Raw genomic sequence first — 12,479 nt, 5'->3', positions numbered from 1 at the left:
TGGGCGGCGTGCGCGCATTTCGCGTTTGGCCGATGTATCGGGTCTTCGGATTCGGCGCTAATATCCTGAGGTTTTTTCCTTTAGAGATGAACTTGTCATGTCCACTCCCGAGACTTCCCTGCAGGACAGTGCCGCGCCGGAGGGCGTTTGTTATGGCTGTGGCAGTCGCAATGTCGATGGGTTGCATATCAAGAGTTTCTGGCACGAGGACGGTGTGCATGTGATGGCGGAGCACGTGCCGGACGCTCGCTATTGCGGCTGGCCGGATCTGGTCTACGGCGGGCTGATCGCGATGTTGGTGGATTGTCACTCCAACTGGACGGCGATGGCTTATCACTACCGAGCGGAGAAGCGCGAAGCTACCAGCCTGCCGCGCATCAACTGCGTCACCGGCAATCTGGGCATCAAGTTCATCAAGCCGACGCCGATGGGTTTGCCCTTGACGCTGAAGGCAAGGGTCGACGGTGAAGTCGGACGCAAGACCCGCGTTATTTGTGAGGTGTACGCGGGCGATGTGCTGACGGCGGTGGGTGATTCGGTGTTTGTTCGCGTGGATACCGAGCAATTGGCAGCGGCGGCTCACGGGCAGTGAGGCTTGAAGGCCGAAGCGCGAGTCCTTCGGCCTCGGACGCAGCCTCGCAGGCTCGGCAGCTGCTACAGAAGCTTATTCACACCGGCCTCGGACGCGGTCTCGCGGGCTCGGCAGCTGCTACATGAGCGCGCTCACTCCGGATACAGAAGCATGTGGATCAGTCGTCGTGCAGTTGTTCGGCGAGAAAGTCCACTAGCGCCGAGACGCGTCTGCTTGAAGTGCGGCCGGTGGTTACCGCGTACAGATCGACGTGCGCGGGAACGAATTCATCAAGGACCGTTTCAAGCAATCCCGCTTCAATTTCGTGACGGACCTCCCAGCGGTTCTTGATCATCACGCCGTGCCCCTGCACGGCCCAATGGCGCAATACCCCGCCGTCGTTGGCGATACGGTTGCCGGACACCCGAACAGCGATCGGCTTGCCTTCAACGACGAAGGGCCAGGTGGAAAACGGCACGCCCGGGCGATGCAGTATCAGGCAGTTATGCGCCGCCAACTGCTCGGGATGATCCGGTCTGCCATGCGCATCCCAATAGGCGGGTGCCGCGCAGATGATCCGCTGGCTGCGCACCAATGCTCGGGACCGCAGGTTCGAATCCACCAGCGGCCCATTGCGCAGCGCCAGGTCAAGGTTGTGATCGATCAGGTCGATGACGCCATCGCCCAGATGCAGGGTGACCTGGATACCCGGGTGCAACTGCATGAACCGATCAATCGCAGGCACAAGTTGCACACGGCCGAAATCGCTGGTCGCGGTGATGCGGATCGGTCCCTTCAATGGCCCGGTCTGGCGGATCCCGTCGATCGCCCCCTCCCACTCCGCCAAAAATCGCCGGGCATAAATCAGAAACTGCTCACCTTCGTGGGTGAAGGTCAGCTTGCGCGTGGACCGCGCGATCAGGCGCGCTGACAGCCGTTCTTCCAGCTGCTGCAACGCGAGGGTGACCGTCGAGGTGGCCACCGATTCCTGACGCGCCGCTGCCGTCAGGTTGCCGGCCTCAGCAATGCTGACGAACAGGCGCAAGGCATCGAGTGTGTCCATGAGCATTTGATCCGAAGGGAGCGTGCGTCGACGATAATTCGGCAGACTCGAAAAGTCATCTCGAATCCGGCCGGATTATCGATGGGACGAAAATACTTCAGGATTCGCTCATCCACAGAATTGCGAGGTCATCATGAACATCGACTTTACCGGCCGGAAAATTCTGGTCTCAGGCTCCACCAGCGGCATCGGTTTTGCGACGGCTAAAGGCTTTCTGCAGGCGGGTGCGCATGTGGTCATCAATGGGCGCAGCCAGGACAGCGTCGACAATGCCTTGCAACGTCTGGGCGCACTGGCCGCGAACGCCACAGGGTTTGCCGGCGATCTGGGCAGCGAGTCCGGCTACCAGAAACTGGTGGCAGAGCATCGCAACTTCGACGTCGTCATCAACAACCTGGGCATCTTCAATCCGCAGGATTTCTTCGAGACACCGGACAGCGAATGGCAACGGTTTTTCGACAACAATGTCATGTCCGGCGTGCGCCTCTCGCGGGCCTATGCACAGGGCATGGTGGAGCGAAAATGGGGTCGGATCGTGTTTATCTCATCCGAATCGGCGCTGAACATCCCGGCTGACATGATCCATTACGGCTTCACCAAAACCGCTCAGCTGGCCATTTCGCGCGGCCTGGCCAAACGCCTGGCCGGCACCGGGGTGACAGTCAACTCAGTGCTGCCAGGCCCGACGCTCTCTGAAGGCGTCGCTGAAATGCTCCGGCCCGCCGTCGAAAGCTCCGGCGACAGTCTGGAGAAGGTAGCAGCCGATTTCGTCAATGCCCATCGCGGCTCATCGATCATTCGCCGTGCAGCCAGCGTTGAGGAAGTGGCCAACATGATCATCTACGTCAGCTCGGAACAGGCGTCCGCCACAACGGGCGCCGCGCTGCGCGTCGATGGCGGCGTGATCGACAGCATCGTCTGAATAAACCATTCCAATCATTGCGCTGGCGGTTCGTCACCGATCCAACACGACGGCCGTCAGCAACCAAATAGAGAGAACTTGCGATGAAAGACCCGATCATCAGCGCCATCGAGGCGCGTCGTACCGTCAACCTGTTTGATGCCTCGCGGGGTATTGAGGAAGCGCAAGTCGTTGAGCTGATTCGCCTGGCGACCACCGCGCCCACAGCGTTCAACCTGCAGAACTGGCGTTTTATCGCTGCGCATACAGCCGAGGCGAAAGCGCGCCTGCGCAAGATTGCCTGGGATCAGGCCAAGGTGACCGAGGCGGCGGTGACGTTCATCGTGTGCGGGCAGTTGGCGGACTACAAAACCATTCCTGACCGCTTGGCGCCGTCGGTTGAGGCCGGGTTGATGCCGGAGCAGATGGTGCCTGGCTGGGAAGGCGCGGCGAAGAGTCTCTACCATGATCAGCCGCTGAGGCAGCGTGATGAAGCGGTTCGCACAGCGACTTTCGGCGCTGGCACGCTTATTTATGCGGCGCAGGCGATGGGTTTGGGTTCGTCACCGATGATCGGCTTTGATGCCGAGGCGGTGGCTGAGGAATTTGGCCTGGCTGAGGATGAGATTGCGGTGATGCTGGTGGCTGTCGGGGAGCCGCTGCCGGAAAACTGGCCGCAGAAACCGCGTCGTCCGTTGGCGCAGGTATTAAGTGTTGTGTGATTGCCAAAAATATCCGTAGCCACACAATCCCTGTAGCAGCTGCCGAAGGCTGCTACAGGGTTTGTGCCGTTTCTTAGACGTTCATTTCTGCCGCCAACAATCTCACCAACTCGCCAGCAGGCAGTTCGCGCGCCAGCGGCGCGCCCTGCCCCGCCCATTGCACGGCGAAGTCACTGTTGTTTTTCGCGCTGGCGGCAACGTTCAAGGCTTTGTTGGCGTCGTAGGCAATCGGATAGTCCGGCACGTTCGCGCCGCTGATTTGCAAATCGCTGAAGTTTCGATTGACCATGCCCCGCGCCGGCCGTCCGGAGATGGCGCTGGTAATTTGGGTATGGTGCGCCCGTGGGCCTTTGAGTGCTTCGCGCCACGCCGCGTTGGCCGATGATTCCGGGCAGAGGATGAATGCCGTACCCAGTTGAGCTGCGCTCGCACCTAACTGCAGAACGGCGTTGATCCCCGCACCGTCCATGATCCCACCGGCGGCGATCACCGGTAGCGAGCTCGCCGCGCAGAGGACGCGCACCAGGGCGAAGGTGCCCATTTCGCCGTCCTGTTGCGGATCAAACACCCCGCGGTGCCCGCCCGCTTCAAACCCTTGCGCCACCAGCGCATGCACGCCGGCCTGTTCCGCCAGACGTGCTTCCGCCAGACTCGTTACCGAGCAAAACAAAACGATGCCGGCATCCTTCAGCGCATCCACAGCTGCCTGTGACGGCAGACCAAAATGGAAGCTGACCACCGCCGGTTTTTCTTCCAGCAGCATCTGCAGCATGGCCGGATCGGTAACGAATGAGGTGTAGATCTCGCGCAGCGAAGCGGGAGGAGCCGCGTCGAACTCCGCGAAATACGGCGCAAGCGCTTTCAGCCACTGCGCTTCACGATCAACGTCCTGAACGGCCGGCGCGTGGCAGAACAGATTCACGTTGAACGGCTTGTCAGTCAGCGCCGCCGTCTCGCGCAGCATCGCCCGCGCCTGTTCGACGATGCTCGCACCGATACCGATCGCGCCCAGGCCGCCGGCATTCGACACCGCTGCGGCCAGTGCGGGAGTCGACACGCCGACCATCGGCGATTGCAGGATCGGCAGTTCAATGTTCAGCAGGGACAGCAGTGAACGGGACATGGGATCACCTGAAAGGGTCAGAGCATGCAGCATAACCGGTCGACGAGTGTTCGCCACAGTGCTCGGACCCGGCCGATGCGCTGCATCCAATGCAGGCCTCGCGGGCAGTGGAGTTTACCGAACCGCCGAGTGACCCGACTTCGGCACAGTGAAGCGAAACTCCGTGCCACGCCCGACTTCGCTCTGCGCTTCGATATGCCCGCCGTGCGCGTTGACAATGCCTTGAGTGATGTAAAGACCGAGCCCTGTGCCCGTAGGGTTGCCTTCCTTGACGGTCCAGTAGCGATCAAACACGTGCGGTAGCTGATCCTGCGGGATGCCCTCGCCGGTGTCACTTACGCTGAAGACGATCTCGTCCCCCGCTGACATGGCCGCGACACCAATCCTGCCGCTGCGCGGGGTGAACTTGATCGCATTGCCCACCAGGTTCGACAGCACCTGGAACAGCCGCTCGGGATCGCCATGGATGGAGAGCTGCGGTTCGGAGGTGAAGGAAATTTCGATGTCCTTGTCCATCGCCAGCGGCGACAGCAATGAATCGGCCTCTTCAAACATCTCTTCGACGGCGATGCGTTGCGGCGTAATGGAGTAGCGCCCAGCGTCGATCTTGGATGTATCGAGCAGGTCTTCCAGCAGCGTGTTCATTCGCCCCGCCGCCTGCTGCATGGTGTCGATGGCTCGACTGATGCGCCGCGAGGTGTGCGGACCCTCAGAGCTGAAGGCTTTTTGCATCATGCCGCAGAGCATCGAAATGACTGTCATCGGGTTGCGCAAATCGTGGGACACCACCGCCACCAGATCATCACGGGCCTGAACCGCACGCTGTTCGCGCACCACCTGACGAGCCAGATCGGACTCCAGCGCGAAGCGTCGCAGGTCGTTGGCCGCGAACAGATCACCGTTGCTCCATTTGTTGGAAATGCCGGCCATTTCCACTTTCCAGATCTCGAACGAGGTGCGTGGACGCAAGCGCATCCCCGTGTCGGAATCTTCCAGGTTGAGCGGTTTGTCCGGGTCGCCGCTCCAGCTGATGTTTTCCTTCACTTCCGGGCGGAACCACAGCACGCCATTGTCGACCGGCTTGGGCAGGCTCATCGCAAGCACGCCGCTGGCAACTTGCGCAAAGGCCGCTGCAGGCGGATAGACCTTCGACAGCTCATGGCTGGAAAAAACCTGCTGAGAGGACGATTGCAGCCATTTGTGCAGCGCCCGAATGTCGTCCGGCTCGGGGCAGTTGCCGTAGCGATGTAGTTTGTTGTCATCGATGATCGCCACGCCGCCGGCATTGGCCAGCGCTAACAACACCGCCGGCTGCGCCGCCAGCCCGTCGAAGACCGTGTCTGGTGAATCGACCATCGCCTGATTGAGCAGCGCCAGCGCTTCAATTTTCTCGTCACGCTGGCGGCTGATTTCCAGCGCTTCCATGGCACTGATCTGCAGCGACAAAACCTGGCCGATGGTCTGGCAGGCGCTACGCAATTCGTGCGGCACGTGCAGCGGCTGGCGATTGCCGCAACTGATCAGGCCCCAGAGTTTATCGCCCTTGAGCAACGAGATGCTCATGGAGGACAACACGCCCATATTTTTCATATATTGGCAGTGGATCGGCGACACACTGCGCAGGCTGGCAAAGCTCAAATCCAGCGGCTGGCCGGTGTCCGGGCGCAGTTTCGGTACCAGCGGCACTGGCTGGTAATCCGCATTGGGAATAATCCGCAGCCAATTGGTGCGATAGAGTTCGCGGGCCTGTTCGGGAATGTCCGAGGCCGGGAAAAACAGCCCCTGAAACACCTCCATGGACGGCGACGTCGCCTCGGCGATCACCTGACCGTGACCCTCTTCTTCGAAGCGATAAATCAGCACGCGGTCGTAACCGGTGATCGCCTGGATTTCCTGAACACTGATTTCGTACAACGCCTGCAGGGTTTTCGCCGCTTGCAGACGCTGCAGCATGCGCCCCAAATTATTGCCCTTGCCGTCGACAACGGGTTGCGCCGGCTTGGCCTGAACTTCCAGTTCCAGCACCAGCACGCCCTAGTGCCGATGGACGAAACCTTCGAACGCTGCGCCATTGAGGGTGAAATACAGGCTGGGGATGTCGAGTGGATTTTCATGCTGCGCGGCCTGCTCGACCTCGCGTGCATAGACGTCGCCGATGAGCTGAGCCAGGGTCGAGCCCAACAGGGCCTGTGGCGCTTGGCCGAGCAAGGTTTCGACGTTGGCGCTGACCTGCACGATGCACATGCCGGGCTCCGACAAGGTCAGCAGCACGCCGTGCGGCTGGATGGCGCCGGGGGTACGAATCGGTTCATCGTCACAATTGGCCAGCAGTTCATCAAAAGCGTCTTTGTCCAACCGCTTCATAACAATACCTCGGTGCTCTCGAGCCAGCTTTCGAAGCAGGCGAATGTCGTTTGGGCGGCGCTCACCACGGACTGCCGCGCGGCATCATCCAGTGGGAAAGTGGCCAGGTAGTCGATGAATTCACGCCAGCGTCGGCCAGTTGCGTCACCATAAACATCAAGAAAAGCCGCGCCACTGGCCGCATCCAGATCAAGACGGGCGGCGATTTCTCGACGCAGGATCTGACCGCCCAACGTAGCGCCCTCCAGCACATAAAGAACGCCCAGGCAGGCTGCGGGCGAGTCGATCACCGGCAAAGACTGGCACAGCGGCAGTTCAGCGATCTTGCGTTCGGTCAGCCCCAATGCCAGCAGGTCGCTGTACAAGGTGGCGGTCTTGAGTCGCTCGGGCAAAAGGAAATCGGGCGGCACTTGATGGCTATCCAGCAGACGTCGTTCCAGAGGCTGGTAAAAACCATAATACGCCTGGATCAGTCGCTGATAGTGAACGTGGTCAAGCACCGGGGAGAAAAACGGCAGGCGTTCTTCCAGGGCGATGTGCAGGGGCGCGGTTTGCGCCCGCAAATTTTGAAGCACCAACGGAACACCGACGCTGCGGCCTTTTGATTGCATGTAGTGAGCTCTAGCGGTCGGGCCTCATCACGGCCATGGGGGAGGAAAATCAGCCAGGAATGGTACACAGGAACAGGGTTTTGCAGAAAAAACCTGACCGGACGTTCACATTTCAGGGCGCTGTTTCCTTTTTGCTCTGAGTCGAGCGGCGGCAAAAAATTCCACTATCCCTCCGATAAACGGCGCCAACCTTCAATCAGCAACTGGCACGCCAGGCAGTTGCTGACGTTGATATTGGCGCGGGCACACACCGAAGCGACTGCGAAACTCGCGGGAGAAATGCGCGCCGTCGGAGAAGCCGCAATCCATGGCGATCTGAGTGATGCTGCTGTGACTGTTGGTGAGCAGCCAGCCGCCATACTCGATCCGCAGCGAGCGCTGGAACTCCATGGGCGACAGACCCAGCGACTGCTGGAATGCCCGGGTCAGCTGACGTCTTCCCAGGCCCACATACCGGGCGATGGCATCCAGCGTCGGCAAGCTGTCCATGCGCTGTTCGATGTAATGCGCCGCCTGGCGCACCCGCTCATCCTTGATGTCCGCCAGGTTGGCGTAAAAATGCGCCTGCGGTTGCCGCCCTTGGCGAATGCCCTGCAACATCATGTGCCGCACCGCCTGCTGGGCTTTTTCGCGCCCGCAATGGCGGGCCACCAGATACAGGCCCAGATCGATGGCGGCCGTGGAGCCGGCGCAGGTGATCAGGTCGCCCTCGTCGATAAACAGATGATCGACCGCTGCCGGTGTCTTGGGGAAGCGTGCGCGAAACGCATCCAGCACGTTCCAGTGCACGCACACCGCACGGCTGCCGACCACGCCCGCCTGCGCCAGGGCAAAGGTGCCCGTGCAGATGCCGAGCAAGCGTGTGCGGCTCTTGGCCGCGCGCTGCAACCAGTCCCGCAGATTATTCGGCAAATGGGTGTTGAGGTAGTCGTTACCGCCGCAGATGGCCACGTAATCAAACTCGTCGAGGTCCTGTGCCAGGCCACCGGACACTTCCAGGGTGATTCCGGCACTGGAGGTGCGCGGCAATCCGTCGACACTCATCACCCGCCACGCCGTATGGATCTGCCGGCTGCCTCCACCGAGGTCGGCAGACAAGCGCAACACATCGACAAAACCGGAAAACGCGGCCAGTGTGAATTGATCAAGCAGGACCAGCCCAATCGACAGCTGCGGGCGCCCTTTCGACGCGCCGTTGAGCGAGTCAGGCAGGGCATTGTCCGGATGAGTCGAAGTGAGTGTGCGCATGACCTAACTATTCAACTTTAAGGCCCCGCAGTGCAAGCGCTCCAATCACTGACGCGAGCAAGATGCAACGAAGGGGAAACGTCCACCCACGCCCCTGGGGACACACGATGAAACTGAAGACAGGCAAGAAAATCACCGCTGCTCTTTTGGTTACCGGCTGCATCTCCTCACCCGCCGTCCTGGCTGAACCGCAAAAGCTGACCGTTGCGTTGTACGGCGGCAACTGGGGGGAGGCGTTCCTTAAATGTGTTGCAGAACCTTTCACGCAGGCCACCGGTGTTGCGGTGGCAGCGGAAGTCGGCACGTCGACCACCACGCTGGCAAAACTCCAGCAACAAAAATCCAGCCCGACCATTGATGTGGCGTGGATGGATGGCGGCATCAGCGAACTGGCCTACGCCGCCGGCGTTATCGCTGACCTTGATGCTGCAGCCATTCCCAACCTGAAAAACGTCGAAGCAAAAGCGGTCTACGCCGAGGGCGGTCATACCTTCGCCGTCAGCAGCGGTTTCTATTCCCTTGGGCTGACGTACAACACCAAGGAAATCAAGGAAGCGCCCACCAGCTGGAAAGACCTGTGGAATCCGGAATACGCCGGCGCCATCGCCCTGCCCTCGCCGGCCAACTCCTCCGGGGTGCCGTTCGTGTTTTTCATGGCGGACGTGTGGGGCATCGACCGCAAAAATCTCGATCCGCTTTACAGCAAATTGGGCGCACTCGACACCGCGCTGTTTTTTGACAGTTCGGGGGCTGCCACCAACGCTTTTCAGAGCGGCGAAGCGATCATTGGCGCGCACTTCAACGTCGGCGCCTGGGACTTGATCGACAAGGGCGCACCGATCGCTTTCACCATTCCCAAGGAAGGCGCCTGGGCCACCGATGCGCGCTTGCACCTGATCAAGGGGGCGAAGAACAGCAAGGCCGGCGAACAGTTCATCAATACCGCGCTGACCAAGGAAGCGGCGTCCTGCCTGGCCGGCAAGCTGTACCTGGGGCCGGCGGTGAAAGGCGTCGAAGTGGCGGATGACGTGGCGCGCAAGTTGCCTTGGGGTGTCGGCGGTTCGATTGACAACCTGCGGCTGTTCGACTGGAGCCAGATCAATGCCCAGCGCGCCAGCGTAACCGACGACTGGAACCGCAAAGTCACCGCCAAAAACTAGCTCAAGAGGTCTGCAATGTCAGTTTTGTTGAGCATCGACAGCGTCTGCAAAAGCTTCGGGCCGTTCCAGGCGCTGGACAACATCCACCTGGAGATCGAGCAAGGCGAATTTATCGTGCTGCTCGGCCCCAGTGGCTGTGGCAAGACCACCCTGCTGCGCTCGATTGCCGGCTTCATGCAGCCCGATTCCGGCAGCATCGCGATCGAGGGTCAGGACGTCAGTCGCCTGCCGCCGTACCGTCGACCGCTCAACACGGTGTTTCAGAATTACGCGCTGTTTCCGCACTTGACCGTGCTGGAAAACGTCGCCTACGGCCCGCGCCGTCAGGGCATCAACCGCACCGAAGCGAAGCTCAAGGCGCGTGAAGCCCTGGCCATGGTCGGCCTGGAAACCCTGGAAGAGCGATTCCCTCGCGGCTTGTCCGGTGGCCAGCAACAGCGCGTGGCCCTGGCTCGCGCCATCGTCAATCAACCGAAACTGCTGTTGCTTGATGAGCCGCTGTCGGCGCTGGACATGAAACTGCGCAAGCGCATGCAGCTCGAGCTCAAGCACCTGCAGGCCAAGCTCGGCATCGCCTTCATTTTTGTCACCCACGATCAGGAAGAAGCGATGACCATCGCCGACCGCATCGTGGTGATGAATGCCGGCCGCATCGAGCAGGTCGGGGCGTGCAGCGAGATTTACAGCGCACCGGCCTCACGCTTCGTCGCCGACTTTATCGGCGAGGCCAACCTGATCGGCTATCAGGTCAGCGAAAATGGCGAGATTCGTCTGGGCATCGGGCACACACCCATTATCCACCCGGCAAAAGACCTGCTGCCGCGTGGCGTGGCTGTGCTGCGTCCCGAGCATCTGGAGGTGCTGGATGCGTCGAGCAGCCGCGCCTGCGAAATCCACGGCACGGTGACCGATATCGTTACCGTCGGCAGTCATACGCTGGTGCATGCCTTGATCGACGGGCAAGCGATCGTTGCGCGCACGATGGGTTTCCCGCGCGCCGATCTGGTCACGGGGAGCAGCGTGCGCTTGGGCTTCAATCCTGCGCACCTGCACCTGATTGGTGAAGCGCTATGAAACGCCAGGTGCTGGCTCCGGCGTTAATGCTGTTCGGCGCTCTGGCGTTTTTCGCCGCGTTCTTTCTGGCGCCGTTCGCCGTGGTGATCTTCGCCAGCCTGACCCAGGGTGCCGATCAAACGTTCACCCTCGAACACTACATCCGCGTGCTGGGCGATCAGTACCACTGGGATGTGATTCTGGTGACCTTCCGCATCGCCGCGCTGACCACCCTGATTTCCTTAATGCTCGGTTACCCGCTGGCCTGGTATCTGGTGCGCGTGGTCAAGTGGCGAGCGTGGCGCCGGGCCTGTGTGATTCTGCTGGTGGTGCCGATGTTCACCAGCAATATCGTCCGTTCCTTCGGCTGGATGGTGTTGCTGGGGCGCAAAGGCCTGGTGAATCAGAGCCTGCTGGAGACGGGCCTGATTGAAACGCCGATCCGCTTCCTCGGCACCGAACTCGGCATCCTCATCGGTATGGTCTACATCCTGCTGCCGTTCATTGTGCTCGCCGCCGGTAACGCGCTGGCGCAAGTCGACCCGGCATTTGAGCAGGCCTCCGAGGACCTTGGCGCCAGCCCACGCTCGACGTTTTTCCACGTGGTGCTGCCGCTGACCATGCCTGGGATCATCTCCGGTTCAATCATGGTGTTCACCCTGGCGGCGAGCGCTTACGTAACCCCGGCGCTGCTGTCCGGCGGACGAATTTCGGTGCTATCGATGCTGATCTTCCAGCAATACAGCTCGGTCTTCGATTTCAATTACGGCGGCGCGCTGAGCGTGGTGCTGCTGATTTTCACCCTGATCATGGTCGGCCTGGCCGGACGGGTCGGCAGCATTCGGGGGAGCAATCAATGATCACTAAAATGCTGGTCAGACTGGTGTCATGGGCCGTGCTCGGTTACATGCTGCTGCCTCTGGTGGTGATCCTCGGCGTGTCCGTTACCGCGACTTCCTTCCTGGCCTTCCCGCCGCAGGGCTGGACGCTGGATTGGTACGCAAAAATGCTCGGTGACCCCAGCTATGTGGCGTCATTTGCCACCAGCACCCTGCTCGCCCTGGTCGCGACGTTGGTGGCAGTGCTGCTCAGCGTGCCGGCCGCGCTGGCAATGGCACGCTATGACTTTCCCGGCAAGGGCACGATCCTCGCGGCGCTCACCTCACCGCTGGTATTTCCGCACATCGTGCTCGGCGCAGCGCTGCTGCAATTTGGCGGTTACTTCGGTTTGACCCGCAGTTTTCTGGCGTTGTTGATCGGCCACACCATCATCATTTCGCCCTTCGTGCTGCGTTCGGTGCTGTCGATGCTGACGCCGGAACAGCGCGCCCTGGAAGAAGCGTCCAGCGATCTCGGCGGTACGCCTTGGGCGACCTTCTTTCTGGTGGTGCTGCCGCAGATTCGTCCGGGCATTGTCACCGGCTCGATCTTCGCGTTCATCTCGTCGTGGATCAACGTCGAGCTGTCGATCTTCAACACCACGCCAGACCTCAACACCATCCCGGTGAAACTCTTCAACTACGTGCAGTACACCGTCGACCCGACCATCGCCGCCGCCTCCGGCGCGACCATTATCGTCGTGGTGCTCGCGGTGATCATTCTCGACCTCTGTATCGGTCTCGACCTTTTGTCAGAACGCAAATAACCGTCCACTTCCAGCCAT

11 protein-coding genes and 1 pseudogene are annotated in these 12,479 nt (G+C 60.7%); 7 read left to right on the top strand and 5 right to left on the bottom strand.

Annotated elements, in window-relative coordinates; genetic code table 11:
* Positions 1 to 97 precede the first annotated feature (97 nt).
* A complete protein-coding gene (locus tag ACYZTS_RS16640) occupies positions 98 to 592 on the top strand; it encodes a PaaI family thioesterase (RefSeq protein WP_461990543.1) in 495 nt (164 codons plus the stop codon).
* A gap of 157 nt (positions 593 to 749) precedes the next feature.
* Here ACYZTS_RS16640 and ACYZTS_RS16635 read toward each other — a convergent pair whose 3' ends face one another.
* Positions 750 to 1,634, bottom strand: a complete 885-nt coding sequence (locus tag ACYZTS_RS16635) for a LysR family transcriptional regulator (protein ID WP_461990541.1) — start codon at positions 1,632 to 1,634, stop codon at positions 750 to 752.
* 133 nt (positions 1,635 to 1,767) lie between these two features.
* Between ACYZTS_RS16635 and ACYZTS_RS16630 the strand changes: the two genes are divergently transcribed.
* Positions 1,768 to 2,556, top strand: coding sequence for an SDR family NAD(P)-dependent oxidoreductase (locus tag ACYZTS_RS16630; RefSeq protein WP_461990539.1), 789 nt, complete (start codon positions 1,768 to 1,770; stop codon positions 2,554 to 2,556).
* Positions 2,557 to 2,639: 83 nt separating this feature from the next.
* The gene (locus ACYZTS_RS16625) at positions 2,640 to 3,257 is read left to right on the top strand and encodes a nitroreductase family protein (protein ID WP_461990537.1); all 618 of its coding nucleotides are present in this window, start codon (positions 2,640 to 2,642) and stop codon (positions 3,255 to 3,257) included.
* Positions 3,258 to 3,330: 73 nt separating this feature from the next.
* Here the strand turns inward: ACYZTS_RS16625 and ACYZTS_RS16620 are convergent, their stop codons facing one another.
* From ACYZTS_RS16620 to ACYZTS_RS16605, 4 genes and pseudogenes are all read right to left on the bottom strand, one after another.
* Complete coding sequence (locus tag ACYZTS_RS16620) at positions 3,331 to 4,380, bottom strand: NAD(P)H-dependent flavin oxidoreductase (RefSeq protein ID WP_028624439.1); 1,050 nt, start codon at positions 4,378 to 4,380, stop codon at positions 3,331 to 3,333.
* 114 nt (positions 4,381 to 4,494) lie between these two features.
* Positions 4,495 to 6,744: pseudogene (locus ACYZTS_RS16615) on the bottom strand (ATP-binding protein).
* On the bottom strand, positions 6,741 to 7,355 hold the full coding sequence (locus tag ACYZTS_RS16610) for a biliverdin-producing heme oxygenase (protein ID WP_461990534.1): 615 nt from the start codon (positions 7,353 to 7,355) through the stop codon (positions 6,741 to 6,743). The pseudogene ACYZTS_RS16615 and the gene ACYZTS_RS16610 overlap by 4 nt, the downstream one beginning before the upstream one ends.
* 192 nt (positions 7,356 to 7,547) lie before the next feature.
* Positions 7,548 to 8,603, bottom strand: a complete 1,056-nt coding sequence (locus ACYZTS_RS16605) for a GlxA family transcriptional regulator (RefSeq protein ID WP_461990532.1) — start codon at positions 8,601 to 8,603, stop codon at positions 7,548 to 7,550.
* A 107-nt stretch (positions 8,604 to 8,710) separates the two neighbouring features.
* On the opposite strand from ACYZTS_RS16605, the gene ACYZTS_RS16600 reads away from it, so the two are divergent.
* The 4 genes from ACYZTS_RS16600 to ACYZTS_RS16585 are packed head-to-tail and all read left to right on the top strand — an operon-like array spanning position 8,711 to position 12,461.
* On the top strand, positions 8,711 to 9,763 hold the full coding sequence (locus ACYZTS_RS16600) for an ABC transporter substrate-binding protein (RefSeq protein ID WP_461990530.1): 1,053 nt from the start codon (positions 8,711 to 8,713) through the stop codon (positions 9,761 to 9,763).
* A 15-nt stretch (positions 9,764 to 9,778) separates the two neighbouring features.
* Positions 9,779 to 10,837: an ABC transporter ATP-binding protein gene (locus ACYZTS_RS16595; protein WP_461990528.1), complete on the top strand. Its 1,059-nt coding sequence runs from the start codon at positions 9,779 to 9,781 to the stop codon at positions 10,835 to 10,837.
* The gene (locus ACYZTS_RS16590; RefSeq protein ID WP_461990527.1) at positions 10,834 to 11,676 is read left to right on the top strand and encodes an ABC transporter permease; all 843 of its coding nucleotides are present in this window, start codon (positions 10,834 to 10,836) and stop codon (positions 11,674 to 11,676) included. Before ACYZTS_RS16595 ends, ACYZTS_RS16590 begins: the two co-directional genes overlap by 4 nt.
* Positions 11,673 to 12,461, top strand: coding sequence for an ABC transporter permease (locus ACYZTS_RS16585; protein ID WP_028624446.1), 789 nt, complete (start codon positions 11,673 to 11,675; stop codon positions 12,459 to 12,461). The genes ACYZTS_RS16590 and ACYZTS_RS16585 overlap by 4 nt, the downstream gene beginning before the upstream one ends.
* The last annotated feature ends 18 nt before the right edge of the window (positions 12,462 to 12,479 follow it).

This window comes from Pseudomonas sp. TMB3-21 (assembly GCF_054898145.1).
The sequence above is the reverse complement of the archived record's forward strand: the minus strand, read 5'-3'. Positions and strand labels throughout refer to the sequence as shown.